The 21,033-nt window shown below is 29.5% G+C and carries 21 protein-coding genes; 17 read left to right on the top strand and 4 right to left on the bottom strand.

The annotated features are described in order from the left end of the window. Positions 1-57: 57 nt before the first annotated feature. From B2Y85_RS06950 to B2Y85_RS06940, 3 genes are read left to right on the top strand one after another with little or no spacing between them, the layout of a single operon-like run. Positions 58-357 carry a YbaB/EbfC family nucleoid-associated protein gene (locus B2Y85_RS06950; RefSeq protein ID WP_372519757.1) on the top strand — a complete coding sequence of 100 codons (300 nt, stop codon included), beginning with the start codon at positions 58-60 and terminating at the stop codon, positions 355-357. Positions 358-386: 29 nt separating this feature from the next. Next, positions 387-1,505 carry an LptF/LptG family permease gene (locus tag B2Y85_RS06945; RefSeq protein ID WP_372519756.1) on the top strand — a complete coding sequence of 373 codons (1,119 nt, stop codon included), beginning with the start codon at positions 387-389 and terminating at the stop codon, positions 1,503-1,505. Between the two features lies 1 nt (position 1,506). Then, a complete protein-coding gene (locus tag B2Y85_RS06940; protein WP_372519755.1) occupies positions 1,507-2,592 on the top strand; it encodes an LptF/LptG family permease in 1,086 nt (361 codons plus the stop codon). A gap of 262 nt (positions 2,593-2,854) precedes the next feature. Here B2Y85_RS06940 and uvrB read toward each other — a convergent pair whose 3' ends face one another. After that, on the bottom strand, positions 2,855-4,921 hold the full coding sequence (gene uvrB, locus B2Y85_RS06935; protein ID WP_372519754.1) for an excinuclease ABC subunit UvrB: 2,067 nt from the start codon (positions 4,919-4,921) through the stop codon (positions 2,855-2,857). Between the two features lie 300 nt (positions 4,922-5,221). On the opposite strand from uvrB, the gene lysA reads away from it, so the two are divergent. The 3 genes from lysA to dapB all read left to right on the top strand — a co-directional run bounded on the left by lysA (position 5,222) and on the right by dapB (position 8,274). Continuing rightward, positions 5,222-6,463 carry a diaminopimelate decarboxylase gene (lysA, locus tag B2Y85_RS06930; protein ID WP_372519753.1) on the top strand — a complete coding sequence of 414 codons (1,242 nt, stop codon included), beginning with the start codon at positions 5,222-5,224 and terminating at the stop codon, positions 6,461-6,463. An 85-nt stretch (positions 6,464-6,548) separates the two neighbouring features. Further along, a complete protein-coding gene (dapA, locus tag B2Y85_RS06925; protein ID WP_372519752.1) occupies positions 6,549-7,421 on the top strand; it encodes a 4-hydroxy-tetrahydrodipicolinate synthase in 873 nt (290 codons plus the stop codon). A 76-nt stretch (positions 7,422-7,497) separates the two neighbouring features. Further along, positions 7,498-8,274, top strand: coding sequence for a 4-hydroxy-tetrahydrodipicolinate reductase (gene dapB, locus B2Y85_RS06920; RefSeq protein ID WP_372519751.1), 777 nt, complete (start codon positions 7,498-7,500; stop codon positions 8,272-8,274). A 156-nt stretch (positions 8,275-8,430) separates the two neighbouring features. Here the strand turns inward: dapB and B2Y85_RS06915 are convergent, their stop codons facing one another. Continuing rightward, positions 8,431-9,810 (bottom strand): sugar transferase, encoded by a 1,380-nt coding sequence (locus B2Y85_RS06915; protein WP_372519750.1) that lies wholly within the window; start codon positions 9,808-9,810, stop codon positions 8,431-8,433. Between the two features lie 85 nt (positions 9,811-9,895). On the opposite strand from B2Y85_RS06915, the gene B2Y85_RS06910 reads away from it, so the two are divergent. From B2Y85_RS06910 to B2Y85_RS06890, 5 genes are read left to right on the top strand one after another with little or no spacing between them, the layout of a single operon-like run. Then, positions 9,896-11,011: a nucleotidyltransferase family protein gene (locus B2Y85_RS06910; protein ID WP_372519749.1), complete on the top strand. Its 1,116-nt coding sequence runs from the start codon at positions 9,896-9,898 to the stop codon at positions 11,009-11,011. Then, positions 11,008-12,051 (top strand): hypothetical protein, encoded by a 1,044-nt coding sequence (locus tag B2Y85_RS06905; RefSeq protein ID WP_372519748.1) that lies wholly within the window; start codon positions 11,008-11,010, stop codon positions 12,049-12,051. The genes B2Y85_RS06910 and B2Y85_RS06905 overlap by 4 nt, the downstream gene beginning before the upstream one ends. 1 nt (position 12,052) lies before the next feature. Further along, positions 12,053-12,487, top strand: coding sequence for a PqqD family protein (locus B2Y85_RS06900; protein ID WP_372519747.1), 435 nt, complete (start codon positions 12,053-12,055; stop codon positions 12,485-12,487). Next, positions 12,477-13,163, top strand: coding sequence for a glycosyltransferase (locus tag B2Y85_RS06895; RefSeq protein WP_372519746.1), 687 nt, complete (start codon positions 12,477-12,479; stop codon positions 13,161-13,163). The genes B2Y85_RS06900 and B2Y85_RS06895 overlap by 11 nt, the downstream gene beginning before the upstream one ends. Beyond that, a complete protein-coding gene (locus tag B2Y85_RS06890; RefSeq protein ID WP_372519745.1) occupies positions 13,160-13,819 on the top strand; it encodes a glycosyltransferase family A protein in 660 nt (219 codons plus the stop codon). Before B2Y85_RS06895 ends, B2Y85_RS06890 begins: the two co-directional genes overlap by 4 nt. Before the next feature lie 15 nt (positions 13,820-13,834). Here B2Y85_RS06890 and B2Y85_RS06885 read toward each other — a convergent pair whose 3' ends face one another. Continuing rightward, positions 13,835-14,680 (bottom strand): radical SAM protein, encoded by an 846-nt coding sequence (locus B2Y85_RS06885; RefSeq protein ID WP_372519744.1) that lies wholly within the window; start codon positions 14,678-14,680, stop codon positions 13,835-13,837. Positions 14,681-14,729: 49 nt separating this feature from the next. After that, positions 14,730-15,725: a glycosyltransferase family 8 protein gene (locus B2Y85_RS06880; RefSeq protein WP_372519743.1), complete on the bottom strand. Its 996-nt coding sequence runs from the start codon at positions 15,723-15,725 to the stop codon at positions 14,730-14,732. Positions 15,726-15,799: 74 nt separating this feature from the next. On the opposite strand from B2Y85_RS06880, the gene glf reads away from it, so the two are divergent. The 6 genes from glf to B2Y85_RS06850 form a co-directional block, all read left to right on the top strand. Further along, a complete protein-coding gene (glf, locus tag B2Y85_RS06875) occupies positions 15,800-16,912 on the top strand; it encodes a UDP-galactopyranose mutase (RefSeq protein WP_372519742.1) in 1,113 nt (370 codons plus the stop codon). Positions 16,913-16,973: 61 nt separating this feature from the next. Continuing rightward, positions 16,974-17,990 carry a glycosyltransferase family 2 protein gene (locus tag B2Y85_RS06870; RefSeq protein ID WP_372519741.1) on the top strand — a complete coding sequence of 339 codons (1,017 nt, stop codon included), beginning with the start codon at positions 16,974-16,976 and terminating at the stop codon, positions 17,988-17,990. Next, complete coding sequence (locus tag B2Y85_RS06865; RefSeq protein ID WP_372519740.1) at positions 17,987-18,760, top strand: DUF4422 domain-containing protein; 774 nt, start codon at positions 17,987-17,989, stop codon at positions 18,758-18,760. The genes B2Y85_RS06870 and B2Y85_RS06865 overlap by 4 nt, the downstream gene beginning before the upstream one ends. A gap of 56 nt (positions 18,761-18,816) precedes the next feature. Continuing rightward, a complete protein-coding gene (locus tag B2Y85_RS06860) occupies positions 18,817-19,794 on the top strand; it encodes a glycosyltransferase family 2 protein (RefSeq protein WP_372519739.1) in 978 nt (325 codons plus the stop codon). 24 nt (positions 19,795-19,818) lie between these two features. Then, positions 19,819-20,781, top strand: coding sequence for a glycosyltransferase family 2 protein (locus tag B2Y85_RS06855; RefSeq protein WP_372519738.1), 963 nt, complete (start codon positions 19,819-19,821; stop codon positions 20,779-20,781). Positions 20,782-20,789: 8 nt separating this feature from the next. Further along, positions 20,790-21,033 (top strand): glycosyltransferase family 2 protein (locus B2Y85_RS06850; protein WP_372519737.1); only part of this gene is annotated, 244 nt, incomplete at its 3' end.

Genomic DNA, 21,033 nt, shown 5'->3' with positions numbered 1-21,033 from the left:
TTGAAAAATGTAGTCTAAATTGTTAAAATTTATAAAATTTTGTTTTGGAGAATAATCATGGAATTATTTAAGATGGCCAAAGAAGCAATGTCAATGAGAAGTAAAGTTAAAGAAATGGAAAAAGCTTTGAAAGCAAAGATTGTTGATATAGATTATAAAGGTATTAAAATATCAATGAATGCAAAAAATGAAATAGTAAGTTTGAAATTACCGGAAGATTTTGGTAAAAATTCGGTAAAAGATATGGAAAAATATATGTTTTCCGCTATGCAGGAAGCCATAAAAGAATCTCAAAAAGCTATGGCGGAAGAATCAAAAAAACTTATGGGCGGAATGAATATACCGGGTTTAAACTAATACAAGTTTTTTCTTTCTTGTAGTTTACCATGATAAAAATATTACACAGATATATTCTAAAGGAATTTATAGGTTCGTTTGTTTTCGGGCTTATAATATTTTCTGCCATATTGTTATTGGACCAAATATTTCAGCTTGTTGATTTGTTTTTGTCAAAAGGTGTAAGTCTTGGTTTAATAGCACAGTTGTTTATTCTTATCATTCCTAATATTTTAACTCTCACGATACCTATGGCAATTTTATTCGGTGCATTACTAAGTTACGGAAGATTTGCCGAAGATAACGAAATTACCGTTATGAAAGCTACGGGAATAACTTATAAAACATTGTCTATGCCGATAATTGTTTTTGTCGTTTTCATGAGCATAGGTTTAGTTTGGTTTAATCATTATTTGTCTCCGTCAACACACATGTATTTCAGAACTTTATACAAAAAAATTCTTACCGAAGCGCCGCTTGCTAAATTTAACGAAAAAACAATAACCTCAATAGGACAATATAAAATATATGCTCATGAAGTAGATTCTAAAAATAATACTTTAAGTGGAGTAAATATTTATAAATTCGAAAAAATAGAAAATAAAGGCGAAGACAGAAAAACGGAATATATTCCGTGGAGAATAGCGGCTTCTTACGGAACTATAGGAGTGAATCATAATGTTGTTGAATTAACTTTATACGACGGATATTGGCAACGAACGGATCCCAACGAATTGGGCTGTATGATACATATGAATTTTAAAACCTATAAATTTTCTATACCTATCGGTTCAAGTATAGATTTTTCGGATGAATCTTTAAGAGAGTTGAACTCAAAAAAACTCAGAAAAAAAATAAATGAAACGGAAAAAAATGCACTTGAAAGGAATATGTATACGAATGAATATTGGCTCAGGTGGACTGTTGCCGTTGCACCTATAGTGTTTGTTTTAATAGCAATTCCTGTGGGAATCATGGCCGGTAAAGGCGGTAAAGCTATAGGTTTCGGTATGAGTTTAGTCGTAATATTTATATATTATCTGTTTTTGGTTATATCTATGAATGTAGGTGAAAAAGGTTATGTGTCTTCTTGTTATATAATGTGGCTGCCTGATTTTGTTTTAGCTGTAGTCGGAATAATTTTGTTTAGGAAAATGTTAAAAAAATAAAATGATAAAAATTTATACATACATATCAAAACAATTTTTAAAACCGTTGGTGTTTATATCCTTTGCTTTCGGTTTTATCGTTATGATTTCGGAGTTTTTCAGAGAAATGAGTATGTATATGGAACTAAAAACTCCGTTCTTTACGATAATGGAGTATCTGTTACTTAGTTTACCGTGGTGGATGATAGATGTTTTTGCGGTATCTGTGTTGCTTGCACTGCTTTTTTCTTTGGGAGAACTTGCAAAACGAAACGAAATAACGGCTCTTAAAGCTTCGGGTGTAAATCTTTGGAGAATAATTTCTCTTTTTATGGTTTTAGGTTTTTGTATAGGTGTATTTGATTTTTGTATGAGGGAGTTTGTTATTCCTCATACCGTGGTTAAGGCCGAATATGTAAAGAAAGTTAAAATAAAAAAGAAAAAGTTCGGCGAAATAGAAAGCGAGCACAAAAATATTATTGTTACATTACCTAACAATTCAAGAATGTCTATCGGTTATTTAAATATAAAAGAAAATTATATGAGAGATATTATTATCGATGAGTATAACGATAAATATTATCTTACGAAAAACATTGTTGTGGGTGAAGGTGTTTATACAAACGGCGGTTGGTTGTTGAAACACGGTGTGACGAGAACTTTTGATGATAAAAATAATTGGAACGAACAATATTTCGACAGTAAAGTTTTCGGATTTACGGTTAAACCTCAAGATTTAATAGTTAAAGATACAAGATTCGAACAAATGAATTTAAAAACATTTAAAGAATATATTCGGAAAAAACAGATGTTAGGACAAAATACTTTAAAAGAACAAATAAAATATCATTCTCGATTTGCAAATGTTTTTGCACACATAATAGTTATGATGATAGGTATACCTTTTGCGTTAGGTCTTGGAAATAAATTCGGTAAAATTATAAGTTTTACCTTTGCACTTATATTTTCTTTTATATATTGGTGTATTCAGGCGGTATGTTTGAGTTTAGGTGAAAATCAAATTGTAAATGTTTGGCTTGCCGCTTGGCTTCCGAATATTCTGTTCGGTATCGTCGGAATCTATCTAATGTCCAGGATTAAAAAATAATAAAATTATTGTTTATAGTTGATAGTTTGTAATTGTTAGTCTGTTGTTGTCATCCCGCACTTGATGCGGGATCTCATCGTTGGTCGTTAATTATAAATTGTAAATTATAAATTATCAATTGTCGTATTGTTATTCTGTCATCCCGCACTTGATGCGGGATCTCGCTGTTGTCGTTATAAACTATAAGCAAAAAATCCGTAGGATTTTTTAATAAGCCATGAGCTAAAATTTGCTTTGCAAATTTTTAATAAGCTCCATTCCTCTATACCTCCATACCTCTATCCCTCTGTCGTTGGCGTTTCGGGAAAGATTTTGTTGCGGAATTTTTTGAATACATTGAATTGATATCTCTTATTCTGTCTCTGAAAAGTGTGGCGGATTCGAAATCCAAATTATCGGCAGCTTCTTTCATTTGTTTTTCCAACGATTTTAAAATACTGTCGATGTTTTTTGTCGTTATATATTTTTCGTCTGCTTCTTCCGATAATACCATTAATTTTTCATCTTTAACTTTTTCTTGGAATTCTTCCAAATTAGCAATTGCTTTAATAATTGTTTTCGGAGTTATTTTATGAATCTTATTATATTCAAGTTGCTTATTTCTTCTTCTTTGCATTTCCGTTAAAGCTCTGTCCATGGAATCTGTAATTTTATCCGCATAGAAAATTACTCTGCCGTCAACATTTCTTGCTGCTCTGCCGCAGGTTTGTATTAATGTCTGTTCCGATCTTAAAAATCCTTCTTTATCCGCATCCAAAATTACCACGAGTGTTACTTCGGGTAAATCAAGACCTTCTCTTAAAAGGTTTATACCTACAAGAATATCGAATTTACCCAACCTTAAATCTCTTATAATTTCTATTCTTTTTAACGATTCTATTTCGGAATGCATATATTCCACACGAAACCCCTGATCTTTTAAGTATGCTGTTAAATCTTCCGACATTCTTTTGGTTAATGTGGTTATAAGAACTCTTTGTTTTTTAGCTACAACTTTTTTTATTTCTTTTATCATATCCTGAATTTGGCCGTCTATCGGACGAATAATTATTTCGGGATCTACAAGACCGGTAGGTCTTATAACAAGCTCTACTATATCGTTTTTACATTTATCCAACTCATACTTTCCTGGAGTTGCCGATACCATAACACTTTGTTTTATTATAGACTCAAATTCGTTAAATTTTAGCGGTCTGTTATCGAGCGCGGAAGGTAACCTGAACCCGAAATTTATAAGAGTTTGTTTTCTGCTTCTGTCTCCTTCGTACATTCCTCTGATTTGCGGTAATGTAATGTGAGATTCGTCGGCAATTAACAAAAAGTCGGAAGTGTCCGGGTTAGACAAAAAGTAATCGATTAAAGTTGTAGGTCTTGAACCGGCAGGTCTTAATGCAAGGTGCCTTGAATAGTTTTCCACTCCGTTACAAAAACCTGTTTCCTGCAACATTTCCATATCGTATTTTGTTCTTTGTAACAATCTTTGCGCTTCAAGAAGTTTTCCTTCCGATTTTAAAACAGCTACTCTGTCGTTAAGTTCCGCTTCAATATTTTTTAAAGCAATTTTAAGTTTATCGTTACTTGTAACAAAATGTTTTGCCGGATATATATAACAAACTTCTTTTTTATTTAAAATTTTACCGGATATCGGGTCAAACTCTTTAATTTCTTCTATTTCGTCACCGAAAAATTCTACTTTTATTGCCGTTTCCAAATATGCGGGGAAAATTTCAACGGTGTCGCCTTTAACTTTGAATTTTCCTCTGAAAAAGTCTATTTCGTTCCTTTCATAATGTATGGAAATAAGTTCTCTTAACAAATTATCTATAGGAATTTTTTGTCCCACCGATATTTTTACGCACATATTTTGATAATCTTCCGGAGCACCGAGATTATATATACTTGATACTGATGCAACAACTATAACATCGTTTCTTTCAAGTATTGAAGTTGTAGCTTTTAATCTTAGCCTGTCTATATGATCGTTTACGGAAGAATCTTTTTCAATGTATGTATCTGTTGCCGGAATATATGCTTCGGGTTGATAATAATCGTAGTAAGAAATGAAATATTCTACCGCATTGTTCGGGAAAAACGATTTAAACTCCGAATATAACTGTGCTGCAAGTATTTTGTTGGGGGAAATTATAAGTGCCGGTCTTTGCAGTTTTTCTATTAAGTTTGCCATAACAAACGTTTTACCGGAACCGGTAACACCTAACAACACTTGTGAGTTTTTACCGTTTTTAAGGTTATTGTAAAGTTTGTCTATTGCCATCGGCTGTTCACCGGAAGGCTTAAAGTTTGATACCAACTGAAATTTATTTTTCATGTTTTCTTGTTTTGTATTGTATTATTTAATATTCTTTAAAACGAATTAATGTATATTAAAATATACAATATGCTCAATATAAAAATCTTTGTTTTAATGCAATTTAATAAATTTTTTTCAATCACTTACTTAGATTATAGATTATAATTTTCAACTTGTAAATTGCAAATTAAAAATCCGTTTTTAGTTGATAGTTAGTAGTTTGTAGTTGTTTGTCGTTCCCGCCGTTGCCTTTTATCTTCTATTTTGGTATCATTTTAAGTTGAAATATTCGAGTATAAGCAGGAGTGACATAAAAAAATGTTAAAGTACGTAAGAAACGAATTGTTTGTTGAAAAGGTTGCTGTATCAAATTTGGCGAAAAAATATAATACGCCGCTTTATATCTACTCACAAGATAAATTAGAAGCTAATTTTAATGCATATAAAACAGGTTTTAAAGGTGTTGACAGTATAATTTGTTATGCAATGAAAGCAAATTCAAATTATGCCATATTAAAATTGTTGGCAAAGCTTGGTGCCGGAGCTGATATCGTTTCCGGCGGGGAACTTTACAGAGCCTTAAAAGCGGGAATTAATCCTCGTAAAATAGTTTACTCGGGTGTAGGTAAGACTTCAAAGGAAATAGAGTTTGCGTTAAAAAGTGACATTTTGATGTTCAATATCGAATCTTTTGAAGAATTGGAACAAATAAATAAAATAGCAGGAAAATTAAAAAAGAAGGCAAGGATTTCGTTTAGAGTTAATCCGAATGTTGATGCTCATACACATAAATATATAACAACAGGAAAGGAAGGTAATAAATTCGGTATAAGATATGAAGATGCTTTTGATATTTATATGAAAGCGTCAAAAATGAAAAATATAGAAATTGTCGGAGTAGGCAGTCATATAGGTTCGCAAATTTTGGATGTAACACCTTTCAAATTGGCTGCAAAAAAAATATCTGCTTTAATAGATAAATTGGAATCCAACGGAATGAAAATAAAATATATCGACATCGGCGGAGGTCTCGGAATAAAATATGCAGCTGCGGACAAACCTCAAAAACCTATAGATTTAAGAAAGATGGTTATGTCTGTATACTCAAAATACAAAGATAAAACGATAATTGTTGAACCCGGAAGAGCAATCGTTGGTGATGCCGGAATATTGGTCGGAGAAGTTTTGTATAGAAAAACTTCAGGTCCGAAAAATTTTATTATCACAAATTTGGCTATGAATGATTTGATAAGACCTGCACTATATGAATCGTATCACAGTGTTATACCTGTAAAGAAATCATCTAAAAAACAACAGGTTGCAGATGTTGTAGGTCCTGTATGCGAATCCGGAGATTTTATTGCAAAAGACAGAACACTTCCGATATTTGAACAAGGAGAATTTATTGTCGCCGAATGTGCAGGTGCTTACGGCAGAGCTATGGCAAGCCAATATAATTCAAGACCGAGAGGTGCTGAAGTTTTAGTTAAAGGTTCTAAAGTAAAAGTAATAAGAAAAGCGGAAACAATAGAAGATTTGATGTCTAAAGAAATAAAATAATTTGTCATCCCGCACTTGATGCGGGATCTCGTAGTTAGTTGTTAATTATAAATTGTAAATTATAAATTGTCGTATAGGAGATTTTATGTTTTCAGGTAGTTTTACAGCAATCGTAACACCGTTAAAAAACAACAAGGTTGATTTTGATGCATACAAAAAAATAATTGATATGCAGATAGAAGCGGGAATTACAGGTATAGTTCCTTGCGGATCTACGGGTGAATCGGCAACATTGTCGCATGCCGAACACGACGAAGTTATACAAAAAGCCGTAGAATTTTCTAAAGGAAAATTAAAAGTTATTGCAGGAACAGGTTCTAACTCTACGGCAGAAGCAATAAGATTATCAAAACATGCTCAGGAAGTAGGTTGCGACGGAGTTTTGTTGGTTGCTCCTTACTATAATAAACCTACACAAAAAGGTTTGTATCTTCACTACAAAGAAGTTGCAAATGCAATAGATATTCCCGTTGTGTTATATAACATTCAAGGAAGGTCTGCGGTAAATATAGAACCCAAAACAATAGCACAGCTTGCAAAAGATTGTAAGAATATTGTTGCTGTAAAAGAAGCTTCGGGTTCACTCGATCAAATGTCACAAATAAGATTACTTGCTCCGGAAATGGATTTAATATCCGGTGACGATGCTTTAACGGTTCCTATAATGGCTATCGGCGGAACAGGTGTTATTTCGGTATTATCTAACATCTGTCCTAAAGTTGTTGCGGATTTGGTTAATGCAATGTTAAAAAAAGATTTGGATAAAGCAAACGAAATTGCTTTCAAATGGTTACCGCTGGTAAAAGCAATGTTTATAGAAACAAATCCTATCCCGGTAAAAGCAGCAATGGCTATGATGGGTATATGTTCCGATGAAATGAGACTTCCTATGTGTTCATTATCGGACGAACATAAAGAAAGTTTAAGAAAAACATTAAAAAGTTACAATTTAATATAAGAGGTATAGAGGGCCTCCGTTCCTCTATACATCTGTGCATCAAAATTTTGCGTAGCAAAATTTTAAGGAGTTTAATATGTCTAACATAATAGTTTGTGGTGCATGCGGCAGAATGGGTAGTGCAATAATAAATATGGCAAAACAGGATAAAGATTTTAATATCGTTGCAGGAACGGAAATAGATTCTTCTCCTTCAATAGGTAATAAAAATCCTTTAATAGTAAAATCGAGTGATATGGAGTCCGTAGTAAATGCGGGAGATATAATAATAGATTTTACAATCGCTTCAAATACAATGAAAAATGTAGAACTTGCTCTTAAGAAAAATGCAAAACTTGTTATAGGAACAACCGGATTAACAGATGAAAATAAAGAAGTGTTAAAAAAAGCAGGGGAAAAAATATCTATAGTTTTTGCTCCCAATATGTCAACTGGAATAAATCTTTTACTCGACATAGTTGAAAATATATCAAAGAAAATTCCTAACTATGATGTTGAAATAGTTGAAATTCATCATAACAAGAAAAAAGATTCTCCTTCGGGAACGGCAATAAGGCTTGCCGAAGCAGTTGCTGCAGGTCACAACAAAAGTTTAAACGATGTGGGAGTATACGGAAGACACGGAACGCAAACATTAAGAAAACCGGAAGAAATCGGAGTTCACGCGGTAAGATGCGGAGACGTTTGCGGAGATCATACCGTATATTTTGCAAGTGAGGGAGAAGTAATAGAAATATCTCACAAAGCAACATCGAGAGCATGTCTGGTAGCCGGAGCATTAAGAGCTGCAAAGTGGATTAACGATAAACCTGCAGGCTTATATGATATGAGAGATGTTTTAGGTTTGAAATAAAAAAATATAAGTGTAAATATAAAAAGAAAAAGACTCGGTAAAAATTCCGAGTCTTTTTTTTATAGTTTGTAGCTTGCCATTGCCGTTTGCTTTTCCTGCTTTTCGTTTTTAAATGTTGTCGTCAATTTCTAATTACTAATTAATAATTAATAATTGTTAATACGCTCCCTTATGAAAAATGACGGCAATAATGGTTTTAAGTAATATTTTTATATCTAAATTTAAAGACCAGTTATCAACATAAAATATTTCAAGTTCCAACCTTTTTTCATCACTTAACAAACTTCTTCCCGACACTTGCCATAATCCTGTTATTCCGGGTAAAACTTTAAACATCTTTTTATAACTGTAGTTGTGATATATTTTTTTTATTTGTTCTACTTCCCACTTAACTATTGGTCTCGGACCTACAAGAGACATCTCTCCTTTTAATACATTAAAAAGTTGAGGTAATTCATCAATACTGTATTTTCTTATGAATTTTCCTACTTTCGTTATTCTGTCATCTTCTTCCAGCTTTAAGAAAGCTCCGTTTTGTTGCAAACTGTTTTTTGTTAATGTATCGGTTTTTTTGTCCGCATTATCAACCATACTTCTGAATTTATAAAGATAAAACTCTTTTTCGTTAAAACCCACTCTTAAATGTTTATAAAATATCGGTCCTTTACTTTCTATTTTTATACAAATTGCTATAATTAAAAATATAGGTGATAATATAATCAATAAAATAGCAGACAAAACAATATCTAAAATCCTTTTCAAAAAGTAGTCGATTTCTCTTACGGGATTAGTTATTAATAATATAATCGGAATACCTAAAGTATCATCTAATATGATTTTATCTTTTGTCATTTGTGCTTCTGTAGGTAAAATTTTTATAGCTATTTCATTTGTTTGAGCCCAATCGCATAAAGATAAAAATTCTTCATCTTTTATTGAATAATTTACAATAATAATTTCTTTTATACTTTTTCTGACAGATGCACTTTTTAAACTTTCTATGTTTTTTGTTTCCAACGGATACGGATAATAAAAAACTTTATTTATATAATTATTACTGAAAACTTTTTTATATTTTCGCACATTTTTGCCTATAATCAAAAGATTATTTCGTATATCCAATTTATATACAATGTATGCAATTACTTTCTTGAAAAGATATCTGAAAGTTAATGTAAAAAAAATTAAGTTTATTGTTATAAAAACAACTAACAGTCTTGAAGTATCGCTTTTAATAATAAAAATTAAGGCAAGAATAAAAATAGTGAAAGATATTGTAGTTTTTACTGTTTTTATAAATAAATCGAATGATGATATATAAAATAACTTATAACCTATAAAAAAATTTAAAAATAATATCCATACCGGAAGTAAACAAATCGATAAAGTAAGATATTTGTAGAAAGAATATATATGCACAGGATGTAAAATATCAAATCTAAAACAAAATGCAACTATAAAAGAAAAAATAAACGCAATACAATCGGTTAAAATTAAAGTAAATATAAATGGTAAATTTTTATTTTTTGTAAACATTTTTTTAATAATGATTTTAAAATTTGATATAATAAACAAATATATTTTATCATATTTTGGATTACTTTAACATCGGAGAACAAAGATGTTGGATGTTGATTTCTTTGCAAGATTTTTAAATCTTTCACCAAAAGAAAAAATACTTTTAAATTTATATATTAAAAAAGTTGTAACAAAAGAAGAAATAGATCATTTGTTATACGATTTTGATTATAATATTGAAAAAGAAAATCTGAACTTTAATTTTTTACTTTCACTTTTGTTTCAAAATAATCCTCATATAGAAATCCCAAAAAATATTGAACCGAGACTAAAAGGAGTCCTTAGATGGTTTCAGTATCGAAATATCTCGTTGTTGTCAGGTTTAAAACTGTTAATCGTTGAATTGAATAAACAAAATATTCCTGTTTTACTTATAAAAGGTGCAGCTATGAAAATTCTCGAACCTGATAAAGCGAGAATGATGGCAGATGTGGATTGTGCCGTAGGTGTAGATAATTTAAACAAAACCGTTAAGATAAGCAAAGAATTGGGTTTTAAAATAAATGAATCTTATAAACATGCTACGGAAGTAAGAAAATCGGATATACTAAAAATTGATATTCACAATAAGATTGTTAAAAGTGATACTGATACAACAATAACGGATAAAAAAATTTTTGAAAGAGCAAAAGAGTATGATTTTTATGGTTCTAAAGTTCTTATACCTGATAGCGAAGATATGATTCTTTTATTGCTTACAAACGGTTATGAAAATATTCTCTATTCTCAACCTTTTTATAAAAATATTTCTTGGTTGTTGGATGTAGTGTACATATCTAAAAATAATAGAAACATAGATTGGAACCTTGTTGTTACGAATGCCAAAGAAACAAATACTCTTGCGCAAGTAAAAATAATGTTTGAGTTAATAAATTATTTCTTGCCGAATACCGTTCCGGATAATATAATTTCTTCTATACAAATATCCGGACAAGAAAATAAATTTTTTCATGCTTATACAAAAAAACATTTGTTCTTCTCTAAAGCACAACAATTGAAAGAACAGGTAAGAGATATGGTAAAAGGTAAAGAAAAATTTAATTTTTTTCTTGCACTAAAACTGACAAGCCGATTTTTTTATTTAAAAATAATACAAAAAACGCCTGTAATAAACTCTTTGTTTTTTGATAAAGTCGCAAACAGGATATTCGAAATATGAAATATATTAATTATGTGTTAAATGTAGATAAAGTGTCTATAGAAAAATACTATAAATTTTTGGATAGTCACTTCCAAGAAAAAGCAAAAAAAATTTCAACCGTTACCAAATATTTGGATTTAGGTGTAAAAATTATAAGATTGCAAATTGCCTGTGAAAATTTTATTCCGAAACTAAAACAGTATTTTTCTTGTTCGTTAAAAGATGATGTTAATAGCTACGATGAAACATTGTATATATGGAAAGATGAAGTTTCATCTTTTATCAACGAACAATATGAATCAAAGCATGTAATGATAGCTTATCAAAGTCAGCGACTTATAAAAATAGATCCGGAAAATAAAATAATAAATGCCGAAAATCCGAAAGAAAAAAAATATTATTTTATAGCCGAAGATTTTTCTTACGAAACACTTTCAAAACAAGGTCATTTGTTTGTTAGACTTATAAGTCAAATAGTAAGATCCGAACATTCGGCTCTTGTTCATTCGGCTGCAGTCGGAATAGATAACAAAGGAGTTTTGATTTGTGCTATAGGCGGCAGCGGAAAAACAACTTTGGCGGTTTCGTGTTTGTTGGATGGATTTCAATATGTTGCGGATGATTATTTGGTATTAAGTAAGAATAACGATGATTTATGTGCATCTCCTATATATTCCATGATAGCTTTAACACCTCATATTTTTAAGCAAATGCCGAATTTAAAGACCGAATTTATATGCGATAATTATAATAATACGAAATATTTGCTTAATACATCTTATTATGACGATAAATTGGCAAGAAAGCTGCCTGTAAAAGCAATCGTTTTCCCGAATATAAAAGATATAAAAGAACCGACAATAGAAAAAACGGACAGAAACAGAGCTATTACTCAAATGGTTTACTCTACGGCAAGCCAAATGGGTAACGATGATGATAAGACTTATATGAAATTGTTGATATCTTTAATTAAAGATTTAAATTTTTATCAAATAAATTTATCATCGAATTTAAGTAAAAATGTTCAAATATTAAAACAATTTATTAAGGAGTTATAAAATGTATAAATTGAATGAAACAAAAATGTTTGCGGATGTGACAAATAATATTGCCATAATAATTAATTCCGAAACCGGAATTTATTATGCAATGAACAATTGCGGAAGTATTGTTTTTCAGGCTTTACTCGACGGCTGCTCAAAACAAACAATCATTGAAAATTTAAAGAAAATAGAAAATTGTCCTTCTGATATCGAACAGAAATTGCAGTCATTTATAGATGATCTTTTACAAAAAGAAATAATTGCAGAAGGCGAACAGTCATCCAAAAATCCTGTTTTCGATGAAACTGTTATCAAACAAGATAATTTTGAGATGAAAGTTTTGGAATATGCCGATGCCCAGGAAATGTTACTTGCCGATCCTATACACGATGTTGACGAAAGTGAAGGTTGGCAACCTGTTTTCAAAGAAGATAATAAAAATGACAAATAAACCGTTGATTTCAATAATGATGCCGACATATAACAACGGCAAATATATAAAACAGGCTATAGAAAGTATTTATGCCCAGAATTACGACAATATAGAAATTATTGTTGTAGATGACGGCTCTACAGACAATACAAAAGAAATATTAAAACAATATAAAGATATAAAATATTTTTATATAGAACATAAAGGCATTCCTTTTGCGAGAAATGTAGCACTTGAAAATTCGAAAGGAGAATATATTGCTTTTTGCGATTCCGATGATTATTGGTTGCCGAATAAAATAAACAAACAGATGCAATATTTTAAAGACCATCCTAATTGTGAAATAGTTTTTACAAAATACGAAAATTTTTTTGAGAATGAAAATCTTAAGACAAACAGAAGAGCTGTTTATGAAAAAAAAGTCGAAGACGTTTTTAAACAATATTTGCCAAGCAGTATTGTGAAAAAATCTTTATTTGATAAATACGGATTTTTTGATGAAAATTTTAATGTATCGGAAGACACTGAATTTTTGTATAGAATTTTTAAAAAAGGTATTAAAGTTAATAATATTATTCCCGAAGTTCTTTATAAAAGAAGAATACACGGAAAAAATGTGTCATTAAAATATAATACAGATGCTGTTAAAAAATATATTGCAACTATATTAAGGAAAGGAGTTTTAAGTAAATGATTTCTGTAATAATTGCGGCAAAGAACGCTTCAAGATATATCAAAGAGGCAATTGATAGTGTAAAAAAACAAAATATACAAGATAGTGAAATAATAGTTGTTTGTGATGCCTGTACGGATAACACAAAACAAATAGCCGAAGATTTGGGGTGTAAAACAATAGAAGTGAATTTTTCTCACATAGGTAAAACAAGAAATGCCGGGCTTAAAGAAGCTAAGGGAGAATACATTTTATATGTCGATTCCGATGATGTTATGGAAAAAGACGGTATATCAAACTTGTATAATGAATTTTTAAAAGATAATACTTTAGAAGCTGTTTTCAGTATGTCTCATGAATTTGTATCTCCGGAACTGTCGGATGCAGATAAAGCTAAACTAAAAGCAAGACCGGACGACTATTTTGGTGCACTTGCAGGTTGCTCCATAATAAAAAAAGAAGTGTTTGATAAGGTCGGGACTTTTGATGAAGTTTTAAAAGCAGGTGATATAGTAGAATTTCAAATAAGATTGCAGCAAAAAAATATTAAAATAAAAAAGATTCCCGTTGTAACTTCGAGAAGAAGATTACATAACAATAATTTCGGCAGAAGTAACAAACAACAGGAATATAAAGATTATATTGCTATTTTAAGGAATAAATTAAATAAAAAATGAATATAAAATTTATTTTTAGTTTGTCTTTCCGTTCCAATCCGTTTCTTTTGGATTGTTCGAGCATGTCCAATTTATATAATTGCTGTCATTGGTACAGTATTTGCAAGTTTCCACACTTTTCTTTAAATATTCTAAAATTTGTTTTGCGGAATTGGAATGAATATTTATTCCTTTAGGTAGGGGAATATTTTTATTAAAATATTTATTATATTTATCGATATAGGCACATATCGGGCAAATATAAATACAATCATCTTTCAATATTGTGCAAATTTTATGCCTGCAGTTTTTAAAGGTGTTTTCCCGATCGTTAGTACCTTTGGGGTTTAAATTTGCAGTGAAAGCCATAACCATTGGTGTTATTGAATGTTTTATTTTAAAAAGAGAAAGCATTTCTTGTATTTGTTTTATTTTGTTTTGAATAGGCATATAATTTGATACTTCTACCGAGATTTTGTTTTTATGTAAGGTGCGAAAAAACTCTTCGGGCATTTTATCCAATAATAAACCGTTTGTGATTAATTCTATTTCGGAATAAGGCAATGCATCTCTCGAAATATTTAATATGTTTATAATGTCGGGATGTAATAACGGTTCTCCTCCCAAGAGCCTAACTTTATCTATTTTACCGAAGATTTCATTTAATCTGCCAAGATGAAAATGCAATATCCTTGCATCCGAAAACTTCGGCTCAGATATGTTTGAAAAATGAGTACAACCGTTACATTTTAAGTTGCAATGGTCAACAATGTGCACTTCAACATATTTTAGTGTCGTACCCAAAAAAATAGCACGAAATATATATTTTAATTTTATAACAAAGGGAAATTTATTCTTTAAAAATTGTTTAAAATGTTTCATGATTTCAATACAATATACTAAAAAAACAAAAAGTTTTCTATGCTTAATTTTATGAAAAAGAATTTTGTTTGAACAATTTGAATTTGAAATGAAAAAACAGTGTTATTTCAAAATAAGATTGTTTTTGTGATATCTTTATTATCGGTGATAACAAAAATCTTAAAATAAAATAAAAATCTTTTAAAAGAAGAAATATAAACTGCATAAAGATTTTTAATTTGTATTTGAAATCGTAATCTGTGGCAAACGGAGTCAACTTTTCATATTTCAAATAATATTTCCTCAATGGGCAATATGAATTCCACGGTTTTTTTTTGCCTGTATAGTGAATTATTTTAGGCTTTTTTATTGATTGTATTAGTCGTTTTCTTAAAGGATGATTCAATAGAACACATATTTGAAGTAAAATAAATACTTGCACATTGTAATGGAGTTCAAGAAGTTTAATTTTACCTTTACAAACCAAATTTATAGCGGTTTGATCAAGATAATAAAGTTCAGCTCCGTATTTTTCTACCGCTTCAAATAATTTTTGCGATATGTTTTCTTGCCGCCACTTTTTTAAATTTATTAATAAAACTCCGCTATTTATGTATGTATCAAAAGATCTAATCGGGCAAAGTATATCAAAATAAAAAGCAACATCTTCTACTGCACCTATATAAAAATCTGTTATGTCCTGCATAAATAATTCTTCTATTCCCGGTAATACTATGATATCGCAATCAAGGTATAATATTTTATCTACATTTTTTAATAAATCTGCAACCAGGAATCTAAAATATGCCGTTTTTGTGATATAATTGTTCTGAAAATCAGGGAAATTGTCAAAAACAGAAATGTTTATTTTTACAAAAGATATTTCACAATCTTTTATGTCCTTTAAGCTTAAAATTTTATTTTTATTTTCATCCGAAACATCATGTTCCAAAATAAAAATATGCAAAGATGTTTCATTTTTGATATTTTTTAATATTGAAGCCATTGTACTACACAATGGTCGTATATAATTATTATCAGTTGTAAAACATATATTAATATCCATAATTCAGTATTATAGCAATTATAACGACATTTTGATATAATACGCGAGTGACAAAATTATTTTAAGAGAAAAATATGAAATATGATTATTTGGTAGTCGGTAGCGGTTTGTATGGATCTGTCTTTGCAAGACAAGCAACCGATAAAGGTAAAAAAGTATTGGTAATAGAAAAGAGAAACCATATTGCAGGCAATATTTATACCGAAAAAATTGAAGGTATAGATGTTCATAAATATGGCCCGCACATTTTTCATACCAATAACAAGACTGTTTGGAATTTTGTAAACAAATTTATCAGCTTTAACAATTTTACATTTTCTCCGTTGGCAAAATATAAAAATGAGATCTACCATTTACCTTTCAATATGTTTACATTCAACAAAATTTGGGGAATTAATACACCGGAAGAAGCCGAAAAAATAATAAACGAGCAGAGAAAAGAAATAAAAACAGAACCTAAAAATTTAGAAGAGCAGGCAATCAGTTTAGTCGGCAGAGATGTTTTTGAAAAATTGATAAAAGGATATACCGAAAAACAGTGGGGGAGAAACTGTAAAGAGCTTCCGCCGTTTATTATCAAAAGATTACCGGTGAGATTTACTTACGATAACAACTATTTTAATGCATTGTATCAAGGAATTCCCGTTAATGGATACACGAAGCTTGTAGAAAACATGTTGGAAGGTATAGAAATAAAATTAAACGAAGATTATTTAAAAAACAGACAATATTATAATTCAATTGCGGGTAAAATAGTTTATACCGGTGCAATTGATGCTTATTTTGATTATAGATTTGGAAATTTAGAGTACAGAACGGTATTTTTTGATGAAGAAGTACTTAATGTTTGTAACTTTCAAAATTGTGCAATGGTTAATTATACCGATAAAGAAACACCTTGGACAAGAATTATCGAGCACAAATGGTTTATGTTCGGTAAAGATGAAAACGGTAATGATTTTCCTAAAACAGTTATTTCAAAAGAATTTTCAAAAGAATGGACTAAAAACGATGAACCGTATTATCCGATTAATGATGAAAGAAATAATTCTTTATATTTAAAATATAAAGAATTGGCCGATAATGAAAAAAATGTTTTTTTCGGCGGCAGGCTGGGAGAATATAAATACTATGATATGGATCAGGTTATAGAATCAGCTTTGAACTTCAGCAAAAAAGAACTTTAATTTAAGAAGAGTGTGTGGAATACTCCGAAAGAAACAGATTGGAACGGTAAAATATAAACTTATGAATAATCCGAAAGTATCAATAATTATTCCTGTATACAATACAGAACAATATTTAAGACAATGCCTTGACAGTGTCATTAACCAAACATTTAAAGACATTGAAATAATCGTTGTTAACGATAATTCTACCGATGGCAGTTATGATATTATCAAAGAATATGCCAAGAAAGATGATAGATTTATAGTTATAAATTTAATACAAACAAAAGAACAAGGAAATGCAAGAAACGAAGGTTTAAAAATAGCAAAAGGAAAATATATAACATTTATAGATTCGGATGATTGGGTTAGGAACGATTTTGTTGAGGTTTTATATAACGAAATTGAAAGGAATGATTTGGATGTTGTTTCCGCATCTCAATATTTTTACGATAATCTGCAAAAACAAATTGTTGATATGAAAGTTGCTCCGGCTAAAGTGCTGAATAAATGTAGTGTGGAAAATTTGCTTATTCCTAAAGTAGAGTTGTTTATTATACCGGTATGGCAGAAAATTTATAGAAAACAGTTTTTGGATGATAATAAAATTACATTTAAACTTTGTTGGCATGAGGATGATGTTTTTCTTTTTGAAACCCTTATAAAAACTGAAAAAATAAAATTTATAGATGATAAAATTTACTTTTATAGGATTAACAGAGAAAATTCTTCGGTATATGGAATGAACAGAGATTTTACTTTATTTAATGCTTTTGACGAATTAAAAAAAATGCTAATAGAAAATGATAAATATGAAGAATATAAAAAAATTTACTATCAATATATATCTACGAGGACAGCAATAAAGTTGACAAGTTTAAATTTACCGTTCTCAAAATTAATAAGCTATTATAATAAATTTAAAAGTTTGTATTATAACGAAGAGTTTGTTAACAATTTTAGTATAGCAAAATTAACTGTAATGATGAAAATGGTAATGATATTATTTTATTTATGTCTTAAATTCAATATGAATTATATTGTTATCGGAAAATTTTGCAGAAAAATAAAGAGAATAATAAAGAGACAATCATGAATATAAAAATTGTAGTAGCAACTCATAAAAAATATAAAATGCCCGAAGATGATATTTTTTTGCCGTTGCATGTAGGTGCGGAAGGAAAGGAAAAAATTGGTTTTATCGGTGATAATACCGGCGAAAATATATCAATAAAAAATCCTTTTTGGTGTGAGCTTACGGGTTTATATTGGGCATGGAAAAATTTAGACTATGATTATCTTGGACTTGTTCATTACAGAAGACACTTCAAAGGAAAAACAAAAAGCAACGATAAACTTGCAACTGTAATAAAAAAGTCGGAAGCGGAAAATATATTAAAACAAACAGATGTTATTCTTCCGACAAAAAGACATTATTTCATAGAAACTTTATATTCTCATTATAAACATACTCACTATATAAAAGATTTGGAAACGACGAAACAGATAATAAAAGAAAAATATCCCGAATATTTAAATGCATTTAATGGTGTAATGAAAAGGAAATCAGCGCATATGTTTAATATGTTTGTTATGAAAAAAGATCTTGTAAATCAATATTGTTCGTTTATATTTGGTATTTTATTTGAACTTGAAAAGCAAATAAATATTTCAGACTATAATAGATATCAATCAAGAGTTTTCGGCTTTGTTTCGGAACTTTTACTTGATGTGTGGATAGAAAAAAAAGAATTAAAGTATATAGAAATTCCCGTTGTTAATATGGAAAAAACAAATTGGTTAAAAAAGGGGTATAGCTTTTTAATGGCAAAATTCTTTAACAAGAAATACGACGGAAGTTTTTAAAAGTAATATTATGTGTTATAATAAAAAATAATAAAGATTTTAATTTGGATCATGAAATGGATAATGTAAAAGTATCAATCATAATTCCTGTATACAATGTAGAACAATATTTAAGACAATGTCTTGATAGCGTGGTAAACCAAACACTTAAAGACATTGAAATTATTTGTATTGATGATGGTTCCTCTGATTCTTCTTTGGAAATCCTGCATGAGTATTCGAGTAAAGATTCGAGAATTAAAATTATAACCCAACAACATGAAGGTGCGGGTGCCGCAAGAAACAAAGGGTTAGCTGTTGCGAACGGTAAATATTTGTCTTTTTTGGATTCCGATGATTTTTTTGAGACTGATATGCTTGAACAGTTGTACAATTGTTCCGAAAAATATAATACGGATATAGTTATTTGTAAATCAAATACTTTTGATAACGGTAACATTAAAGAACAAAATAATATTAAAGATAAGTTACTCCCTAACAAAGAAGTTTTTTCCTCACTGGATATTCCTAAATATGCTTTTCAGTTCCATATGGGTTGGTGTTGGGACAAGTTATATAAAACTTCTTTCATAAAAGAAAAAGGTATTTGTTTTCAAAACATAAGAAGGCATAATGATGCTTTCTTTGCACATATATCAATGATTAATGCTGAGAGAATATATGTTTTAAATAAAAGACTTGTATATTACAGAAAAAACAGAAATGCTTCAATCACACAAGCGAATATAAAAAAAGATGAGTATATCTTTCTTTGTAAAGACATGTTAAAGGAAATAAAAAACTATCTGATTAAAAATAATTTATTTGAAATATTTAAACAAAGCTATGTTAATTACTGCATGTTTACCGTTGCGGAACATTTTAAGTTGTTGTCTTTTAAAACACAGGTTAATTTTAGAAAAATATTTGAAATAGAAAAGTGTAACAGGAAATATTTTTATTCACTAAAATATTTTCGCATATATATTATATCGTCTTATAAAATATTAATATTATTATATAACTTAGTTTCTTTTCATAAGCGGTATTTTTAACATTTTAACGAACGGTTTTTAATAATGAATAGTCCGGAAATATCAATAATCATTCCAATATATAATGCAGATAAATATTTAAGACAATGTCTTGATAGTGTAGTAAACCAAACATTTAAAGACATTGAAATAATTTGCATTGATGACGGCTCTTCCGACAACAGCCTTCAAATACTTAAAGAATATCGGCAAAAAGATGAAAGAATTATTCTTGTTGACTTAAAACAAAATAAGGGTATATCCAATGCAAGGAACGAAGGTATTAAATTTGCAAGAGGGAATTACATTACTTTTGTTGATTCCGACGATTATATAGAACCGGATTATATTGAGTATCTTTATAGTATTTTAAAAACTTTTAATTGTAAAATGTCTGTCTGTATCCATAATGTCATAAAAAAAGGTAAAAAAAAGAAGGTTTTTGATATAAAAGCCGATTATAAATTATCTTCGCAAGAGTGTATAAAAAGACTTTTGTATAATGACGGAATAGATACATCGGCCTGGGCGAAACTTTACGACAAAACGTTGTTTGATAATATAAAATATCCCGAAGGAAAATTGTTTGAAGATATAGCAATTACATACAAGTTATTTATAAAATCAAAAGAAATAGCATGCGGACATTTAGCAAAATATAATTATGTTATAAGAGAAAATTCTATCGTAACAAAGAATTTTGATAAATCAAAACTTGATTTAGTTGAAATGACAGACAATATGGCGGCAGATATTGTTAGTCTTTTCCCGAATTTAAAAAAAGCGGTTTTAAGAAGAAGAGTTTATGCGAGGTTTAGTACATTGAACCAAATGGCAAAAGTTGATAAAAAAAATAGTGATAAGATAAAAGAAATGATAAATTTTATTAAAAAATATAAGTGGAATATTTTAGCAGATAGTAATGTTCCGCTAAGAGATAAATTTGCAGTTTTGTTAATACAAATAAATTATAATTTATATAAATATGTTTGGCGGAAATTTAAGTAGGGGAAAAAGTGCCGAATATTAAAGTATCAATAATCATTCCGGTATATAATGTAGAACAGTATTTAAGGCAGTGCCTTGATAGTGTTTGTAATCAAACATTTAAAGATATTGAAATAATTATCGTTAACGATTGTTCACCTGATAATTCTTTGGAAATAATAAAAGAATATCAACGAAAAGACGAAAGAATAGTTTTGGTTGATTTAAAACAAAATGTCGGTCTTGGATTTGCAAGAAACGAAGGAATGAAAG

Origin of the sequence: Candidatus Ruminimicrobiellum ovillum (assembly GCF_002392975.1) — a bacterium.
Classification (GTDB): domain Bacteria; phylum Elusimicrobiota; class Endomicrobiia; order Endomicrobiales; family Endomicrobiaceae; genus Ruminimicrobiellum; species Ruminimicrobiellum ovillum.
The sequence above is the reverse complement of the archived record's forward strand: the minus strand, read 5'-3'. Positions and strand labels throughout refer to the sequence as shown.